The organism is Sphingopyxis sp. QXT-31 (assembly GCF_001984035.1).
Classification (GTDB): domain Bacteria; phylum Pseudomonadota; class Alphaproteobacteria; order Sphingomonadales; family Sphingomonadaceae; genus Sphingopyxis.
Window position 1 is genome coordinate 4,032,474 of sequence record NZ_CP019449.1, and the last position, 17,367, is coordinate 4,049,840.

Annotated in this window: 16 protein-coding genes; 15 read left to right on the plus strand and 1 reads right to left on the minus strand. The window is 68.7% G+C overall.

Annotated features, from left to right (window positions below; translation table 11 throughout):
- Nucleotides 1-238: 238 nt before the first annotated feature.
- The 15 genes from BWQ93_RS19330 to BWQ93_RS19400 all read left to right on the plus strand — a co-directional run bounded on the left by BWQ93_RS19330 (nt 239) and on the right by BWQ93_RS19400 (nt 16,821).
- On the plus strand, nt 239-1,807 hold the full coding sequence (locus BWQ93_RS19330; RefSeq protein WP_077031901.1) for a hypothetical protein: 1,569 nt from the start codon (nt 239-241) through the stop codon (nt 1,805-1,807).
- 89 nt (nt 1,808-1,896) lie between these two features.
- On the plus strand, nt 1,897-4,623 hold the full coding sequence (locus BWQ93_RS19335) for a TonB-dependent receptor domain-containing protein (RefSeq protein WP_077031902.1): 2,727 nt from the start codon (nt 1,897-1,899) through the stop codon (nt 4,621-4,623).
- Between the two features lie 270 nt (nt 4,624-4,893).
- Nucleotides 4,894-5,772: a type II secretion system protein N gene (locus tag BWQ93_RS19340; protein ID WP_077031903.1), complete on the plus strand. Its 879-nt coding sequence runs from the start codon at nt 4,894-4,896 to the stop codon at nt 5,770-5,772.
- Between the two features lie 6 nt (nt 5,773-5,778).
- Entirely contained in the window at nt 5,779-7,980 is a 2,202-nt protein-coding gene (gspD, locus tag BWQ93_RS19345; RefSeq protein WP_077031904.1) for a type II secretion system secretin GspD, read from the plus strand.
- Entirely contained in the window at nt 7,977-9,470 is a 1,494-nt protein-coding gene (locus tag BWQ93_RS19350) for a GspE/PulE family protein (protein ID WP_077031905.1), read from the plus strand. The genes gspD and BWQ93_RS19350 overlap by 4 nt, the downstream gene beginning before the upstream one ends.
- The gene (gene gspF / locus BWQ93_RS19355) at nt 9,463-10,677 is read left to right on the plus strand and encodes a type II secretion system inner membrane protein GspF (RefSeq protein WP_077032563.1); all 1,215 of its coding nucleotides are present in this window, start codon (nt 9,463-9,465) and stop codon (nt 10,675-10,677) included. Before BWQ93_RS19350 ends, gspF begins: the two co-directional genes overlap by 8 nt.
- 11 nt (nt 10,678-10,688) lie before the next feature.
- Nucleotides 10,689-11,171, plus strand: coding sequence for a type II secretion system major pseudopilin GspG (gspG, locus tag BWQ93_RS19360; protein ID WP_077032564.1), 483 nt, complete (start codon nt 10,689-10,691; stop codon nt 11,169-11,171).
- Nucleotides 11,146-11,628, plus strand: a complete 483-nt coding sequence (locus tag BWQ93_RS19365) for a GspH/FimT family pseudopilin (RefSeq protein ID WP_077031906.1) — start codon at nt 11,146-11,148, stop codon at nt 11,626-11,628. Before gspG ends, BWQ93_RS19365 begins: the two co-directional genes overlap by 26 nt.
- The gene (gspI, locus tag BWQ93_RS19370; protein WP_077031907.1) at nt 11,618-11,983 is read left to right on the plus strand and encodes a type II secretion system minor pseudopilin GspI; all 366 of its coding nucleotides are present in this window, start codon (nt 11,618-11,620) and stop codon (nt 11,981-11,983) included. Before BWQ93_RS19365 ends, gspI begins: the two co-directional genes overlap by 11 nt.
- Complete coding sequence (locus BWQ93_RS19375) at nt 11,980-12,591, plus strand: GspJ family type II secretion system protein (RefSeq protein ID WP_077031908.1); 612 nt, start codon at nt 11,980-11,982, stop codon at nt 12,589-12,591. Before gspI ends, BWQ93_RS19375 begins: the two co-directional genes overlap by 4 nt.
- Complete coding sequence (gspK, locus tag BWQ93_RS19380; protein WP_077031909.1) at nt 12,588-13,595, plus strand: type II secretion system minor pseudopilin GspK; 1,008 nt, start codon at nt 12,588-12,590, stop codon at nt 13,593-13,595. The genes BWQ93_RS19375 and gspK overlap by 4 nt, the downstream gene beginning before the upstream one ends.
- Before the next feature lies 1 nt (nt 13,596).
- Nucleotides 13,597-14,742 carry a type II secretion system protein GspL gene (gspL, locus tag BWQ93_RS19385; protein WP_077031910.1) on the plus strand — a complete coding sequence of 382 codons (1,146 nt, stop codon included), beginning with the start codon at nt 13,597-13,599 and terminating at the stop codon, nt 14,740-14,742.
- Nucleotides 14,739-15,221: a type II secretion system protein GspM gene (gene gspM / locus BWQ93_RS19390; protein ID WP_077031911.1), complete on the plus strand. Its 483-nt coding sequence runs from the start codon at nt 14,739-14,741 to the stop codon at nt 15,219-15,221. Before gspL ends, gspM begins: the two co-directional genes overlap by 4 nt.
- Nucleotides 15,221-15,928, plus strand: a complete 708-nt coding sequence (locus BWQ93_RS19395; RefSeq protein WP_077031912.1) for a type II secretion system protein N — start codon at nt 15,221-15,223, stop codon at nt 15,926-15,928. Before gspM ends, BWQ93_RS19395 begins: the two co-directional genes overlap by 1 nt.
- 110 nt (nt 15,929-16,038) lie before the next feature.
- A complete protein-coding gene (locus BWQ93_RS19400) occupies nt 16,039-16,821 on the plus strand; it encodes a prepilin peptidase (RefSeq protein WP_232314681.1) in 783 nt (260 codons plus the stop codon).
- On the opposite strand, the gene pal is transcribed toward BWQ93_RS19400, so the two are convergent.
- Complete coding sequence (gene pal / locus BWQ93_RS19405) at nt 16,808-17,326, minus strand: peptidoglycan-associated lipoprotein Pal (RefSeq protein ID WP_156878304.1); 519 nt, start codon at nt 17,324-17,326, stop codon at nt 16,808-16,810. The genes BWQ93_RS19400 and pal overlap by 14 nt on opposite strands.
- Nucleotides 17,327-17,367: the final 41 nt, after the last annotated feature.

Here is a 17,367-nt window from a genome sequence, read left to right on the forward strand (position 1 = left end):
ACGCCGCATTTATTTTTGCAGCTGCGAAGAAGCCGCGCGGCGCGCAGCCGTGCTTGTCATAGAAGCGACTCCAAAGAGTCACGCGAATGTCATCGCTCTGGCGTCAGACCGTCACCGAATCACCCTAGTGGCGGCCCAATCGGGGGGCGGCGGAATAGTTTCGCCGTTCCGGCCGGTGACTTTCAGCAGGGGCGCCGCTCGACCATTTGGGGGCGCACAGCGGATAACGGAGAATTTCATGGCGGCTTTCGCGCGCGTTCGTTTGGTCATGCTCAGCGGCGTGGCCTGTTCCATTCTGGCCGCCTGCGGCGCCGACGGCGTCGCCTCGCCCGGCGAAGGCGTGATCGTGATCCCGGCGCCGACGCCGACCCCCACGCCGACGCCGACCCCCACGCCGACTCCGACGGGCGTCACCCCCGCCGCCGCCTGCCCGACGATCGCCGGCCCCGCGCTGACCGACCTCGGCACCATCACCGGCCCGCAGGGCACCTGGCGCAATTGCGGCTTCCCCGCGCGCTTCACCACCACCACGGCGATCCCGAAGGTCGCTGGCGTGATCTATTCGCTGCCCGGCCGCGTCGATGTCGGCACGGATCAGGGGCCGACCGAGGATGCGGGCGATGCTGCCGACGTCACGCTGACGATCGATCCGGGCGTCACCATCTTCGGTTCGACCGGCGTGTCGTTCCTCGTCGTCAACCGCGGCAACAAGATCGACGCGGTCGGCACCCCGGCGCAGCCGATCGTCTTCACCGGCCGCGGCAACGTCGTCGGCTCGGCGACCGACGACATCTCGCAGCTGTGGGGCGGCGTCGTGCTGCTCGGCCGTGCGCCGGTCACCGACTGCCTCGCGCCGGGCGCGACGCCGGGCACCAACGCCTGCGAACGCGACACCGAAGGTGCGTCGGGCGCGCTCTATGGCGGCGAAATCGTGGCCGATAATTCGGGCCGCATGTCGTACGTCCAGATTCGCTACTCGGGCTTCAACCTGACCCCAAACAGCGAGCTGCAGGGCCTGACGCCCTCGGGCACCGGTTCGGGCACGGTGATCGAAAATATCCAGGTGCACAACAGCTCGGACGACGGCATCGAAGTGTTCGGCGGCCGCGTAAACATGCGCAACCTCGTCATCACCGGCGCGGAAGATGACGGCCTCGACACCGACGTTGGCTATAAGGGCAACGTTCAGTTCCTGCTCGCGGTGCAGCGCGCCGGCGGCGCGGTCGGCGACTCGATGCTCGAGATCGACTCGAACGGCAATGAAGACACGACCCCGCGCCAGAATGTCGCGTTGTCGAACTTCACCTTCATCCACCGCAACAATGCGGCCAGCAACGCGGCGACGGTGCTGATCCGCGGCGGCGCCGACTATCGCTTCATGAACGGCGTGATCGCGGCGCCGGGCATCTCGTGCATCCGCATCAACTCGGCGACGACGGTGCAGACCGCGGGTCCCGACGAAGCCGGCCCGCCGAAGTTCGACTCGGTCAACATGCAGTGCGGCGGTACCAGCGCCTTCACCGGCTCGGGCGGCGTCACCAACGACCAGGTCGCGGCGATCTTCAACGCGGGCACGAACAACAGCTCGACCTTCGTCCCGACGCTGGCCAGCGTGTTCATCAACGGCTCGGCCGAAACCGCGCGCCCGGCGTTCAACCCGGTTCCGATCAACGCCTTCTTCGTGAACGCGGGTTACGTCGGCGCAGTGCGCGACGCCGCCGACACGCGCTTCCAAGGCTGGACCTGCAATTCGGCGACGGCGAACTTCGGTTCGTCGAGCGGTGCCTGCACGGCCATCCCGGTCTGACGCGCCGACGTTTCGAATATTGGGGCGGGGCGCACCGACGGCGGAGCGCCCCGCCCCCTATCCCATCTGCAAACAGGGGTTTTCTGATCATGACCACGCGGCCGCTCTTCGCCAGCCTGCTGCTTATCTCGTCGGCTCTGGTGTCCCCTGCGGCGCTGGCGCAGGACGCCGGGCCTGCGGGCGACAGCGTCCAGTCGACGCCGCCGACCGAGGATGTCGCGCGGCCCGCGACCGATGCGGCGCCCGGCGACGTCCCCGCCGAAGAAGAGCCCGACGTCTCGATCCCCGGCGGCGCGGACGCCGAAATCGTCGTCACCGGCCGCTATACGCCGAACATCGTTCGCGCGACGCCCGAGGTGGTGTCGGTGCTGTCGTCGGCCGACATCGCGCGCACCGGTGAAGGCGATATCTCGGGCTCGCTGCAGCGTGTCACCGGCCTGTCGGTCGTCGGCGGCGGTTTCGTCTATGTCCGCGGCCTCGGCGACCGCTATTCGCTGGCGCTGCTCAACGGTTCGCCGCTGCCCAGCCCCGAACCGCTGAAGCGCGTCGTGCCGCTCGACATTTTCCCGTCGAACGTCATCGATTCGACTTTGGTCCAGAAAAGCTATTCGGTGAACTTCCCCGGCGAATTCGGCGGCGGCGTGATCAACCTCACCACCAAATCCACGCCGCGCGAAAGCTTCCTGACCTTCTCGGGTGGCATCGGCTGGGACAGCGAGACGACCAACGAGCTCGGCTATACCTATTATGGCAGCGACACCGACTGGACCGGCTTCGACGACGGCACGCGCGACGTTCCGCCGCTGCTGAGTGCGGCCTTCGCCAGCGGCAAGCCCATCCTCGAAGGCGCCGACTTCAGCCAGACCGATCTTGAAGCGATGGCGATGGAGCTGTCGAACGCCCCGACGACCCTGCTCCAGCAAAACAACCATATTCCGGTCAACTGGTCCGCCGGTGTCACCGGCGGCCTGAATTTCGCGCTGCCCGACGGCGAACTCGGCATCATCGCCACCGCCGGGATCAGCAACAAGTGGCGCACCCGCGACACGCTGCAACAGACTTCGCTGGATCCCGATCTCGAAGGGCCGCCGCAGACCGACTTTCAGCGCGTCATCACCGACAATCGTATCGTCGTGAACGGCCTGCTGGGTTTCGGGCTCGAACTCGGCGATCACAAGTTCCGCTGGACCAGCCTCTATATCCGCGACACGCTGAAGCAGGCCCGCTTGGGGCTGGGCCGGGATCAGAATGTTCCCGATCGCGAAACGATGGTCCAGGACACCGCCTGGTACGAACGCCAGCTGATCAACACCCAGCTGGTTGCCGAATTCGACTTTGACCAGCTCCAGCTCGATCTGCGCGGCGGCTATGCCAATTCGCAGCGTGAGGCGCCCTATGAGCGCAGCTTCACCTATATCCGCTCCAACCTGCCGCTGGCGCAGGATCCGGTCGGCGACAAGTTCGTCAACGACCTCGGCGGCAACCGCGGCAGCGCGACGATCGCCTTTTCGGACCTGAACGAGGATCTGTGGTCGGGCGGCGTTGATCTCAGCTATGAACTGGCGCCCAGCATTACCGCCAGTGCCGGCTATGCCTATAGCGACACCCACCGCGTCGCGGTGCGCCGTGCCTTCCAGTTCCGCGCGGCGAACCTGCCGATTCCGGTCCAGCAGTTGCGTCCCGATTTCCTTCTCTCCGATGCGTCGATCCAGCTGTACGATATCACGCTGGTCGAAACCTCGGCGCAGGACGGAACGGCCGCGTTCGACGCAAATCTCACGACCCATGCGGGCTATGCGCAGGTGCAGGCCGAACTGACGTCGGGGGTGAACGTCAATGCCGGCGTCCGCTACGAGGATGCAAAGCAGACGGTCTCTCCGATCGACTTGTTCAACACGGGCGGCACGGCGATCGCGGTGACCGACCTCAACAACGACTATTGGCTGCCAGCGGTCACTTTGACCTGGGAAGTCGCGCCCGACATGCAGCTGCGGCTCAACGGGTCGAAGACGATCGCGCGCCCGCAGTTTCGCGAACTGATCGCGCAAATCTATCAGGACCCCGAGTCGAACCGCCAGTTTCGCGGTAATCCGTCGCTGACCGATAGCGAGTTGATGAACGCCGAGCTGCGCTACGAATGGTATTTTGCCAAGGATCAGCGATTCACCGCTGCGGGTTTCTACAAGAAGATCGACAATCCGATCGAGGCGTACACCTCGATCAGCACCGACTCGGTCGCCAACACCAGCTTCGCCAATGCGCCCGAGGCTACGCTTTACGGCGCCGAGGTCGAGGTGCAGAAATATTTCCCGCTCGACGGGCTGGGCGAATCGCCTTTCTGGCAAAGCCGTCGCCTGGTGCTGATCGGCAACTATACCTGGACGAAGTCGGAAATTAAGGTCGGCGACGGTGACACTACGGTGATCAACGGGGTCGAACTCGACGCGAGCGACTTTTTCTTCGACGGCTCGCCGCTCACTGGGCAATCGGACCATCTGGTAAACGTCCAGATCGGGCTCGAGGATCAGGACAATCTGTCGCAACAGACTCTGCTGTTGACCTATGCCAGCCCGCGCGTCACCAGCCGCGGTCCGTCGGGCCAGCCCGACATTCGCGAAAAGCCGGGCATCCAGCTCGACTTCGTCGCACGGCAGGGTTTTGCCGTCTTCGGCAAGGATATCGAGCTGAAGTTCGAGGCGCGCAACCTGACCGGGCGCAAATATCAGGAAGTGCAGGAAAATGCCGAAAGCCGCATTTTCCTCAACCGCTACAAGCTTGGCCGCACCTTCTCGCTGAGCGCCTCGCTGAAGTTTTGAGGTTAATCCTCCCTGGGGCCGCAGGCCATGGGGAGGGGGACCACCGCGAAGCGGTGGTGGAGGGGCAGCGACATTGCGTCACGGCCCCTCCGTCAGCCCTTCGGGCTGCCACCTCCCCATGGCTTCGCCATAGGGAGGATCATGAAGCGCCGCCGCCGCCGGACTCGCTCCACTGTCAAAAAACTGTAATCTTCCCGTCAACTGATCGTCACCAATCGTCCCTAGGCGATTCGCGAGACATGGTTCCAAGCGGGGGATAAACAAGCTTTCATGGCGACGCTGATGTCCGGATCGGCCCTTCGGCTGCCGCGCGGCCTGCCCGCATGGCTGCGCGTTCGCCGTTCGCCGCGCGCGATCGGACCGCTGCTGCTCGTCGGTCTGCTGGCGTTCCTGCTCGCGGTGCAGGCGGTGCGGCTCATTTGGACGCTGATCACGCCGCTGTCGCCGCTCGGCGCCTGGCAGCCGCAGACCGCGGTGATCGCCTCGCCCGCCGAACGCCGCGCGCTCTTCACCAGCTTCGATCCCTTCTTCCGCACCGGCGGGCAGGCACCTGCCAGCGCCACCGTCACCGCGCTCGGCCTCACCCTCTTCGGCGTGAACATCAACGAGGCCACCGGCGGCGGCTCGGCGATCATCGCGGGTGAGGACGGTATCCAGAACAGCTATGCGGTGGGCGACGAAATCGCGCCCGGCGTCAAGCTCGTCGGGGTCGCCTTCGACCATGTGCTGCTCGACCGCGGCGGTGCGCGCGAAAGCCTGTTCCTCGACCAGAGCGGCGACGCCGCGGTTGCCACGCCCGCGACCCCGCTGCCCGCCCCGACGCAGGTCGGCGCGCCCGCCGCGGCCGATCCCAACGCCGTTGCCGGCGAACTCTCGCCCGCCGCGCTTAAGGCCGGGGTCGGCTTCGCGCCGCGCACCGAGAACGGCAAGGTCACCGGCGTCGTCGTCCAGCCGCAGGGCGACGGCGCGACCTTCCGCGCCGCGGGTCTCCGCCCCGGCGACGTCGTGCGCGGGATCAACGGTCGCGCCATCGGCTCGGCGAGCGACGCCGCCGCGCTCGCCAATCAAATCACACCGGGTGCACGCATCTCGCTCGAAATCGAGCGCGGCGCGCAGGTCATCCCGATCGCTATTTTTGTGTCGAAGTAAGGGTATATGCGCCTCAAACTCTCCCTGATGCTTGCCGCCGCGCTGGTCTCGGCCGCGCCGCTTCCGGCGCTCGCGCAATATTCGCTGAACGTCCGCGATGCCGACATCCGCGCCTTCATCCAGGATGCGGCGCGGATCACCGGGCGCACCTTCGTCATCGACGGGCGCGTCAACGGCAAGGTCTCGGTCGTCACCGACCGCCCGCTGTCGCGCAGCGAATATTTCGAGATTTTCCTCGCGACCCTGCGCTCGAACGGCCTTGTCGCGGTGCCGGGTCCGAACGGCGCCTATCGCATCCAGCCGATCGACGGCGCCGCGGCGCAGCCCGGCCGCATCGGCGGCCGCGGTGCGGCGCAGAACCAGTTCGTGACCGAGATCATCCGCCTCCGCCACATCGACGCCGTCGCCGCGGTCGAGACGCTGCGCCCGCTGGTCAGCCCGCAGGGCTCGCTCACCGCGAACCGCAACGCCAACAGCCTGGTCGTCGCCGACTTCGCCGACAATATCCGCCGCATCCGCGCGCTTGCGAGCAGCATCGACCGCGACACGACGACCAGCCAGATCGTCACGCTCAAGAATGCCGGCGCGCGCGAGATCGCCGCCGCCTTGCAGGCGCTCGTCCCCGCCGCGGGCGAGGGATCGCAGTCGCCGGTGGCGATCGTCCCCATCGACAGCAGCAACGCGATTGCGCTGCGCGGCGATCAGGCGCTCGTCGCGCGCTTCGTTGCGATGGCGAACGACCTCGACGCCAAGGCGGCGGGCGGCACCGAACTGCGAGTCTATTGGCTCCAGCACGCCAATGCCGAGACTTTGCTCCCGACGATCCAGCAGCTCGTCGGCGGCGGCAGCGACCCGGCGCAGAAGGCTGGCCTGCCTCCGGCATCGTCATCTTCATCGTCGTCGAGCGGCGCTTCGGCACCGACCGCCGCGCCCGCCGCGGCGACGCCAACCTCGGTCAGCGGCTCGGGCGGCAGCATCGCGACGCGCGGCCCCGCGATCGTCACCCGCTACGAAGGCGCCAACGCGATCATCGTCGCCGCGAACAGCGAGGTGCAGCGTATGCTCGGCGAGCTGATCCGCCAGCTCGACAGCCGCCGCGAACAGGTGCTGGTCGAGGCGATCGTCGTCGAGATCGGCGACAGCGCGGCCAAACAGCTCGGCGTGCAATTCCTGCTCGGCGGCAAGAACATCCCCTTCGCCGCGACCAGCTACAGCAACGCCTCGCCTAACATCCTGACGCTGGGCGGCGCCTATGCCGCGAACGAGCTGGCGCAGGACACGACGACGGTCAACGGTACCACCACGGTCACCACCACCGGCAGCTCGTTCGGAAACAGCCTGCAGGAAGCGGCCGCCGCCTCGCTGCTCAGCGCCACCGGTGGTTTTGCGGGCTTCGCCGGCGACATCGGCAAGAACACGGTGTTCGGCGCGATCATCAACGCGGTGAAGTCGGACACGACGTCGAATCTGCTCGCGACGCCGCATATCGTGACGCTCGACAATCAGGCGGCGAAATTCCTCGTCGGGCAGGAAGTGCCGATCACCACCGGCGAAGCGCTCAGCGACAATTTCGACAACGCCTTCCGCACCGTCCAGCGCGAAGAGGTCGGTATCAAGCTCGAGGTCACCCCGCAGGTCAACGGCGCCGGCGAGGTGAAATTGTTCCTGCGCCAGGAAGTGTCGAGCGTCGCGGGGCCGGTGTCGTCACGCAACAGCGACCTGATCCTCAACAAGCGTTCGTTCGAGACCGTGCTGACGGTCGACGACGGCGAGATCCTGGCGATCGGCGGGCTGCTCAACGACGATGAGCGCAAGACGATCGAACGCATCCCGCTTTTGAGCGACATCCCGCTGATCGGCGAGCTGTTCAAGTCGCGCAGCCGCAGCCGCTCCAAGACCAACCTCATGGTCTTCATCCGCCCGACGATCCTGCGCAACCGCGAGGACAATGCCGCGCTCACCGCGCGCCGCTACGGCTATGTCCGCGATACCCAGCTGCGACGCAATCCCGACGAGGAGCCCGCGATCGACACGTTGGTGCGCGACTATATGGGAACCACTCCGCCCGCACCGGCGGCGCCGACCGACGTCACCGTCGGCCCGGTCGATTTGCCCGCGCTGCGCGGTCCCGACGGCACGGTGATCTCGACCGACGTCCCGCCCTCGATCTCGAACGCGCCCGCACCGCCCCCCGGAGATTATCCGTGACCGATCCCGAACCGATCGCCGCTCCTCCGGCGCCGGTCGACATCCCCTATGCCTTTGCGCGCACCCACGGCGTCGTGATCGCGCCCGGCGAGGGCGGCGTGTGGCTCGCCACCTTGCGCGACGGCAGCGACCCCGCGGTGCTGATCGAGGTGAAGCGCTATCTCGCCGCGCCGCTCAAGGTCGCGACCGCGAGCGTCGCCGATTTCGACCGGCTGCTCTCCGATCATTATGCCGTCGACAGCTCGGCGGCGGCGATGGCGGGCTCGCTCGACGGCAGCGATTTGGAGCTTGGCATCCCCAGCGCCGAGGATTTGCTCGACAGCGCCGACGATGCCCCCGCGATCCGCCTGATCAACGCGATCATCGCCGAGGCGGTGCGCCAGGGCGTCAGCGATATCCATATCGAACCCTATGAAAGCGGGCTCGTCGTGCGCATGCGCACCGACGGCGTGCTGCGCGAGCATCTGCGTATGCCGCCCCATGTCGCCCCCGTCGTCGTCAGCCGCATCAAGGTGATGGCGCGGCTCGACATCGCCGAACGCCGCATTCCGCAGGACGGGCGTATCGGGCTGACGCTGGCGGGCAAGGCGGTCGACGTCCGCGTCTCGACATTGCCGAGCCGCGCGGGCGAGCGCGTCGTGATGCGTATCCTCGACAAGGATAGCGCGGGGATCGATTTCGACGTGCTCGGGCTGGCGGGCGCCGCCGACCAAATCCTGCGCGAGGCGCTCGCCGAACCCAATGGCATCATCCTCGTCACCGGCCCGACGGGTTCGGGCAAGACGACGACGCTTTACGCCGCTCTCAAGCAATTGAACGACGGTCAGCGCAACATCCTGACCGTCGAGGATCCGGTCGAATATGCCGTCGACGGCGTCGGCCAGACGCAGGTCAACGCCAAGGTCGGGCTCGACTTCGCTGCGGGACTCCGCGCGATCCTGCGCCAGGATCCCGACGTCGTGATGGTCGGGGAAATCCGTGACCGCGAGACCGCCGACATTGCGGTGCAGGCGTCGCTGACCGGCCACCTCGTGCTCTCGACCGTGCATACCAACGACGCGGTGGGCGCGATCACGCGCTTGAAAGACCTGAAGGTCGAACCCTTCCTGCTCGCCTCGACACTGCGCGCGGTGATCGCGCAGCGGCTGGTGCGCAAGCTCTGCGATAATTGCCGCGAGCCGGTGCAGGCCGACAACAGCATCGCCGCGATGCTGGGGCTCGACATCGGCACCGTCGTCTGGCGCCCCAAGGGCTGCGAGACGTGCGGCGGCACCGGCTTCAAGGGCCGCGTCGGGGTGTTCGAGGCGATCAAGGTCGATGAGACCGTGCGCCGCTACATCTACGCGGGCGGCGACGAATCGATGATCGCGAAACATGCCTTCCTGAAGGCGCCTACGCTCGCCAGCGCGGCGCGCGCGATGGTCGCCAAGGGGCTGACCACGCCCGAGGAAGCGATCCGCATCGCGCGGCGCGAGGATGTCGATGCCTGATTATCGCTATGTGGCGATCGACAGCCAGGGCCGTGAGCGCAAGGGGCGGCTGACCGCCGCGAACGACGATGCCGCGCGCGCCGACCTGATCCGCCGCAGCTTCCACATCGTCGCGGTCGAACCCGCGGGGACCAAGCCCGCGGGGCGCTCGCTGCTCGCCTTTCGCCGCACGCGCCTCGGCAGCAAGGAACTCGCGCTCTTCACGCGGCAGCTCGCGACGCTCGCCGAGGTCGCGCCGCTCGAGGAAGCGCTGCGCACGCTGACGCGCCAGAGCGAGGCCGAAAGCGCGCGCGCGGTGATCGGCGACGTCCACGCCGGGCTGCTCGAAGGCCGCCGCCTCGCCGACGCGATGGCGCGCCAGCCCGCGAGCTTCCCGCCGCTATATCGCGCGATGGTCGCCGCGGGCGAGACCACGGGCAGCCTGACCGTCATCCTCGCGCGGCTCGCCGACCTGCTCGAACGCCAGGCCGAGGTGCGCGGCAAGCTGATCGCCGCGCTCGCTTACCCGATCGTGCTCGCGGTGGTGGCGATCGGCGTCGTCGCGGCGCTGATGATCTTCGTCGTGCCGCGCGTCGTCGAGCAGTTCACCGACACCGGGGCGCAGCTGCCCTTCCTGACGCGCGCGGTGATCGCGATCTCGAACTTCGCCGCCAACTGGTGGTGGCTGATCGCGCTGCTGCTCGCCGCGGGCGCCTTCGGCTGGGTCGCGGCGATGCGCCGCCCGGCTTTCAAGGCGCGCGTCGACGCGCGGCTGCTGCGCCTGCCGCTGCTCGGGCGCCTGCTGCGCGATCTCTATGCGGCGCGTTTCGCGCGCACGCTGTCGACGATGGTGTCGAGCCGCCTGCCGCTCGTCGAGGGGCTCCGCCTCACCGTGCCGACGATCCGCAACGCCGCGCTCGCCGGCGCGACCGCGACGATCGTCGATCAGGTGCGGGCGGGCGGCGGGCTTTCGGCCGCGCTCCGCGACGCCGGGGTATTCCCGCCCCTGCTCGTCTATATGACCGCGAGCGGCGAAAGCGCGGGACGGCTCGAGGTGATGCTCGAGCGCGCCGCCGACTATCTCGAACGCGAGTTCGACCGTTTCACCGCCGCGTCGATGGCGCTTCTCGAACCTGTCATAATTGTCGTTATGGGGTCGTGCGTCGCCCTCATCATCCTCGCCATCCTGCTGCCGATCCTCCAGTTGCAGAACCTAGCCGGACTTTAAAAATGTCGCTGATGAAGCTAATCTTTCGCCTGATGCTCGATCCCGCCCGCCCGTCGTCCAAACGCGCCCGCAAGAAGGGCGAGCGCGGTTTCACCCTCACCGAACTGATGGTCGTGATCTTCATCATCGGCCTGCTCGCGACGGTGGTGATGATCAACGTCCTGCCCAGCCAGGACAGGGCGATGGTGACCAAGGCCAAGGCCGATATCGCGACGCTGGAAACCGCGCTCGAACAATATCGGCTCGACAATCTGACCTATCCCGCCTCGGGCGACGGCCTCAATGCCTTGAAGGTCGCGCCGCCCGCGCTCGCGCAGCCCGAACGCTATCGCCGCGGCGGCTATATCAAGACGCTGCCGCAGGATCCGTGGGGCCGCCCCTATAATTACCAGGCGCCGGGTGCGAACGGAAAGGCGTTCGAGATCTGGTCGATGGGCGCCGACGGCGCGCCGGGCGGGACCGACGAAAATGCGGACATCCGCAGCGACGGCTGACGCGCCGGCGCGTCCCCCTGCCAACGGCTTCACTCTCGTCGAACTGATGGTCGTGCTCGCGATCATGGCGCTCGCCGCGACCGCAGTGGTGCTGACGATCCCGGTGGAAGAACGCAGCGTGCGCAGCGAGGCCGACCGCCTCGCCGCGCGGCTCGCCGCCGCGCGCGATGTCGCGGTGATCGAGGGGCGCAGCGTGTCGGTGAATTTCGCGCCCTCGGGTTACGGCTTCGAACGCCGCGTCGCGGGCGAATGGCAGGCGCTGCCCGGGCGCAGCTTCGAACAGCGCAACTGGCCGTCGGACGTGCGTTTCGTCGCGGGCAACGGACAGGGCGCGGCGCGCGTGCTGTTCGACCGCGTCGGCACCAGCCCGACGCCGCAGGCGCTGGTGCTCGCCGGCGGCGACGCGCGCGAAGTCGTGCGCGTGTCCGCCACGGGGGAGATCATCCGTGGCGAATAAGGCCGAAGGCGGCTTCACCCTGCTCGAAATGCTGGTGGCGCTCAGCATCATCAGCATTGCGGCGCTGACCTTGGTGCGGCTCGACGCCTTTGCGATTCGCACCGCGGGCGACCTCGACGAAAGCACGATGGCGGGCATCGTCGCGCAGAACCGCGCGGTCGAACTATGGACCGACCCCGCGCCGCCGACGATCGGCAATAGCGCGGTGGGCGTGGCGAACGCCGGGCGCAACTGGCGCGTCGAGCAGCGCGTCAGCAAGACCGCCGACGACAGCCTGCTGCGCATCGACCTGCTCGTCCGCCCCGAAAACGGCAGCGGGCAGGCGGCGCTGACGATCATCCGGCCCAGCCGATGACGAACGAGCGCGGCTTCACCCTCGTCGAGATGCTCGTGGCGCTGTCGCTGTTCGCGGCGATCGCGGCGATGGGCGTCGGCCTGCTGCGCAGTAGTGTCGATACGCAGGATGCTGTGCAGGACCGGCTCAAGGCGATGAGCGGGGTCAACCGCGTCCGCGCGCTGATGGCGAACGACCTCGCGCAGGCGCTGCCGCGCCCGACGCGCGGGGCCTCGGGAGAGGCGATCCCCGCCTTTGCCGGCTCCGAGACGGGCTTCGCGCTCGTCCACGGCGGCGCGGGCTCGCTCGAAGCCGGGTCGCGGCCCAATGTCGAGCGCGTCGCTTATGCCTTCACCGGCGGCGAGTGGCGCCGCGCGGTGCAGCCGATGCTCGACGGCACGCCCTTGGGCGACGGCGACCGGCTGGTCGCCGAGGTGACGAGCGTCGCGATCCGTTACCGCGACGACCGGGGGCAATGGGGCGGCAGCTGGAACAGCGAGCCCGGCGACCGCCTGCCGCGCGCGGTCGAGGTGCGGCTGACGCGCCGCGGCGGCGCGCCGCTGGTGATGCTGTTCCTGACCGCGCCCGCGCCGCCGCCACCGCTGCTGACCGGGACGCCCGCGCCATGATCCGCCGCGCACCCGAGGAACGCGGCGCGGCGCTGCTCAGCGTGCTGCTGCTGGTGTCGGTGATGGCGGTGATCGCCGCGACCGCGCTCGACCGGCTGACGCTCGCGACGCGCATCGCGGGCAGCGCCGCGACGGTCGACCAGGGGCGGGCCTATGCCTTCGCCGCCGAGGAGATTGCGATGCGCCGCGTCGCCGACCTCGTCGGGCGCGACAAGGCGAAGCTGACCCTCGCGGGCGACTGGCTTGGGCGCGATTTCACGCTGCCGCTTCCGAACGGGCAAGGAAGCGCGCGGCTGACCGACGCCAATAATTGCTTCAACCTCAACAGCCTGGTCGCCGAAACCACGCCGGGGCGCTTCAGCCAGCGGCCGGGCACGACGGGCCAGTTCGCGGAGCTGATGACCTTGGTCGGGGTCAATGTCGACGAGGCGCGGATGATCGCGGGGGCGACCGCCGACTGGCTCGACAGCGACAGCGTCGACGGCCCGCTCGGCGCCGAGGACGGCGTCTATCGCTCGCTGCCCGGCAGCTATCTGCCCGCCAATCGCAAGATGGTCGACGCCAGCGAGTTTCGCGCGGTGCGCGGGGTGACCCCCGCCATCTATGCGCGGCTCAAACCCTGGATCTGCGTGCTGCCCGCGACCGAGCCGGTGAAGCTCAACATCAACACGCTGGCGCCGACGCAGGCGCCGCTCGTCGCGATGCTGCTGCCCGGACAATTGAGCGTCGCCGACGCGCGCGCGGTGCTGGCGGCGCGTCCCGCGGGCGGCTATGGCAGCAGCGTGCGATTCTGGGAGTCCGGACCGCTCGCCCGCCTCGACCCGCCGACCGACGTCGCCGAGCAGGCGGGGGTGACGAGCCGCTGGCTGGCGCTGCGCACGCAGGTGACGATGGGGGATGGTTTCTTGACGGCAGAATCGCTCATCGACGCCTGGGGCGGGGCGCAGGCGGCGGGCGCCGCGCCGCCGGTGATCGTTCGGCGCGACTGGGGCGAATCCGACTGAAATGGCGCGCACATTGCTTCTCTGGCTGCCGACGCAGGCGGCGCTGAACCGCGGCGACGCGTGCGAGCCCTCGTGGCTGCGCGTCGACGACGGGGTGATCGTCGATTCGGGGCAGGACGACGGCTGGGTCGATGCGTGGGAGCGGCCCCAGGACGATAGGGGTGACGACCGGCTGGTCGCGCTCGCGCCGGTCGCCGACGTGCCGCTGCGCTGGCACCATTATCCCGACGCCGCGCCCGCGCAGGCCGCGGCGATCGCGCGGCTCGACACGCTGCGGACCAGCCTCGGCGATGCCGCGGCGCTGCATATCGTTGCGGGCCAGCCCGCCGATGCCGGGCAGGCGGTGCCGGTCGCGGTCACGACGCACGCCGCGATGACCGCGTGGACCGAGTGGCTGAAGGCGCAGGGGCTCGCTCCTGCGGCGATCATTCCCGCCGCGGCGACGGTGCCGCCGCCCGACGCCGACAGCCTGTGGACCGCCGAACTCGGCCGCGAGCAGGTGCTGCGCACCGACGACCGCGCCTTTGCTTCGGACCCCGAGCTCGACCCGCTGATCGCCGCCGAGCGGCCGATCGTGCCGCTCGATGCAGAGCGAATGCGTGAGGCGCTGCTGCTCTCGCTGTCGGCGCCGCCACTCGACCTGCTGAGCGGCGCCTGGCAGCCCAAACGCAGCTGGGCGATCGACCCGGCGATGGTGCAATGGATCAAGCGGCTGGCGATCGCGCTGCTGGTGGTGAGCCTGCTGATCCCGATCATCTACGCGATCCGCGTCAATTCGGACATATCGCGCGCCGACGAAGCCGTGGTCGCGAGCGCCAAGAAAGCCGGCGTAACCGCCACCGATGCGGCGGCGGCCGAAGCCGAGATCGATCGGCGGCTCGCGGCGGCGGGCGGCGGGCCGCTCGCCTTCTCGGTGCCCGCCTCGGCGCTTTACGATGCGATGCGCGATACGCCCGGCGTCGCGCTCAAGACGCTGTCGCACCGCACCGACGGCACGCTGACGACGACGATCGCCGCGCCGCGCACCGAGGATCTGAACGCGGTGCTGCTATCGCTGCAGGCGCGCGGCTACAAGGTCACCGCGCAGCCGATGGCGGGCACCGACGGCCAGCAGATGGCGAATATCACCGTGAGGGCCGTGCCATGAGCGAGCGCATCGTGACCTGGTGGGCCGGCCTGTCGCGCCGCGAGCGCTGGCTCGTCGGCATCGCGGGTCTGCTCGCGCTAGCCGTCATCCTGTGGGGACTCGGCCGCCCGGCCTACGCGGCCTTCGCCGATCTCGAGGCGCAGCACCGCGCCGCGATCGAGCGCGAGGGGCGCGTTGCGGCCAAGCTGCAACTGCTCGCGCGCAAGCCCGCAGCGGCCGCGCCAACCGCGGCCGATACCACCCCGGTGGACCAATATTTGACGCAGTCGGCGGGCGAGATCGGGCTGACGCTCGATCGCAACGAGGCGCGCGGGCAGGGGCAAGCGACGGTGGCGATCGCGACCGCCAAGGCCCCCGTGCTCGCCGACTGGCTCGCCAGCCTCGAGGCGCAGGGCTTCGTCGTCGATCAGCTGACAATCACCCCGGGCAATGACGGGACTGTCGGCATGACCGCCGAACTCCGCCGCGGAGGCCAGTGATGCGCCGCCGCGTGATTTTCGCCGCGCTGCTGATCGCGCTGATCGTGATCGCCGCGACCTTCCCAATGCGGCTCGCGCTGTCGCTCGCGGGCGCCGAGCGCTCGGGGCTGACCGCGCGCGAGGTCAATGGTTCGGTGTGGGCGGGTGAGCTGATCGAGGCGCGGCTCGGCGCGCTGCCGCTCGGCAATGTCCAGGCCCGCCTGTCGCCGCTCGCGCTGCTCGGCGGCGATGTCGAACTCGCCTTCGCGCGGCCCGATGCGCGGCTGGGCGAACTCGCGGGGCGGCTCCACGGCAGCAATCCGCGCGGGGTGTCCGACCTCAATGGCACCACCTCGCTGTCGGGCGGGCTCGGGCTCGTCCCCGTGGATAGTCTACGTTTCGAGGGCGCCACGATCCGCTTCGATGAGCGCGGACGCTGTACCGCGGCGAGCGGGCGGCTCCAGCTCAGCGTCGGCACCTCGATCGCCGGGCTCGACCTGTCGCGCGGGCTGTCGGGGCCGCTGCGCTGCGCCGACGGGCGCGCGCAGGCGGTGCTGACCAGCCAGTCGGGGATGGAGCGGCTGACGCTCGGCTTCGACGGCAGCGGCGCGTACCGCGCCGAATTCGCGATCACAGCCGACGATCCGACGATGGCGTCTTTGCTGTCGGCGCTCGGCTTTCGCGCCGGCAACGGCGGCTTCGTGCTGGTCAGCACGGGCCGCTTTTAAAGCATAGGATGCCATATATTTTCCCCGCTCGCGTCGAGCGAAGTCGAGACGCCGTGCCAGACCTAGGGGCGTCTCGACTTCGCTCGACGCGAGCGGGATAGGTGGGCGGATTGGATTCTCCCGCCACGTTGCTGGACGCCATACCCTATGGCGCGGGGGTCGGGATCGCTGCGTTGCTCGGTCTCGTCCTCGGCAGCTTCATCGCGACTTTGGTGCTGCGCTGGCCCGACGGGCGCTCGGTGCTCGGGCGGTCGCGGTGCGACGCGTGCCACCGTCCGCTCGGTCCCCTCGACCTCGTCCCGCTCGCCTCGGCACTGGTCCTGCGCGGGCGCTGCCGAAGCTGCGGCGCGAGCATCGATCCCTTTCACACGCAGGTCGAGCTCGCCTCCGGGCTGATCGGCGCGCTGGCGCTGACCATCCTGCCCGGCCCCGCCGGCTGGCTGTGGGCGCTGTTCGGCTGGCTGCTGCTGCCGCTCGCCTTGCTCGACGCGCGCCATATGTGGCTGCCCGATCGGCTCAACGCGCTGCTCGCGGTGACGGGGCTGCTGCTCGCGGGACCGATGCTGGGCACCCAGATGCTCGATCGCTGGATCGGCGCGCTCGCCGGCGGCGTGGTGCTCGCAATGGTCGCTTTCGCTTTCAAACGCCTCCGCGGCCGCGACGGCATGGGCGGCGGCGACCCCAAATTGATGGCGGCGCTCGGCGCCTGGCTCGGCTGGCAGGCGCTGCCGCTGACCCTGCTGCTCGCCAGCTTCGGCGGGCTGCTCTGGGCGCTCTTCACCCAAGGAAAAGGGGACCGGCCGCTTTCGTTGCGATCGGTCCCCTTCGGTACCTTTCTGGCGATCGCGGCCTGGGCCGCGGTGCCGATCTGGCCGCTTATCAGCGCTGGATGACGACGGTCACCGCGCGGCGGTTCTTGGCATAGGCTTCCTCGTTCGAGCCGAGTTCGGCCGGGCGTTCCTTGCCATAGCTGATCACCTCGATCCGCGACGGATCGACGCCGAGCGAGGCGAGATAGTTTTTCGCGGCATTGGCGCGGCGCTCGCCGAGCGCGAGGTTATAGTCGCGCGTGCCGCGTTCGTCGGCATGGCCCTCGAGCAGGACGCGCACCGCGGGGTTGCGCTGCAGCCACTGCGACTGGCTCGCCAGAGTCGCCTGATCCTCGGCATCGACATTATATTGGTCGAAGCCAAAGAAAATGCGGTCCGACGAGACATTGTTGAGGAAGTCCTGCTGCGAGCCCGGGGCCACGCCCGTGCCGGTGCCCGGGCCGGTACCGCTGCCGTCATCGACGCCGTCGGGGTTGGGGGGCAGCACCTCGGGCGCTTTTTTGGAGCAAGCGCCGACCGCCAACATCGCGATGGCCGCGAGCGTCGCGGTGGTTTTCTTGATCGTCATGGCATTGGTCCTTTTCTTGTTCGACCTTCAGACATTAACCC

Bases quoted from the DNA above. Each gene is read 5' to 3' on its own strand.
- BWQ93_RS19375 (WP_077031908.1), top strand. From the start codon at position 11,980: ATGACGAACGAGCGCGGCTTCACCCTCGTCGAGATGCTCGTGGCGCTG.
- BWQ93_RS19330 (WP_077031901.1), top strand. From the start codon at position 239: ATGGCGGCTTTCGCGCGCGTTCGTTTGGTCATGCTCAGCGGCGTGGCC.
- BWQ93_RS19340 (WP_077031903.1), top strand. From the start codon at position 4,894: ATGGCGACGCTGATGTCCGGATCGGCCCTTCGGCTGCCGCGCGGCCTG.
- gspM (WP_077031911.1), top strand. From the start codon at position 14,739: ATGAGCGAGCGCATCGTGACCTGGTGGGCCGGCCTGTCGCGCCGCGAG.
- pal (WP_156878304.1), bottom strand. From the start codon at position 17,326: ATGACGATCAAGAAAACCACCGCGACGCTCGCGGCCATCGCGATGTTG.
- gspL (WP_077031910.1), top strand. From the start codon at position 13,597: ATGGCGCGCACATTGCTTCTCTGGCTGCCGACGCAGGCGGCGCTGAAC.
- gspF (WP_077032563.1), top strand. From the start codon at position 9,463: ATGCCTGATTATCGCTATGTGGCGATCGACAGCCAGGGCCGTGAGCGC.
- BWQ93_RS19395 (WP_077031912.1), top strand. From the start codon at position 15,221: ATGCGCCGCCGCGTGATTTTCGCCGCGCTGCTGATCGCGCTGATCGTG.
- gspD (WP_077031904.1), top strand. From the start codon at position 5,779: ATGCGCCTCAAACTCTCCCTGATGCTTGCCGCCGCGCTGGTCTCGGCC.
- BWQ93_RS19365 (WP_077031906.1), top strand. From the start codon at position 11,146: ATGCGGACATCCGCAGCGACGGCTGACGCGCCGGCGCGTCCCCCTGCC.
- gspG (WP_077032564.1), top strand. From the start codon at position 10,689: ATGAAGCTAATCTTTCGCCTGATGCTCGATCCCGCCCGCCCGTCGTCC.
- BWQ93_RS19335 (WP_077031902.1), top strand. From the start codon at position 1,897: ATGACCACGCGGCCGCTCTTCGCCAGCCTGCTGCTTATCTCGTCGGCT.
- gspK (WP_077031909.1), top strand. From the start codon at position 12,588: ATGATCCGCCGCGCACCCGAGGAACGCGGCGCGGCGCTGCTCAGCGTG.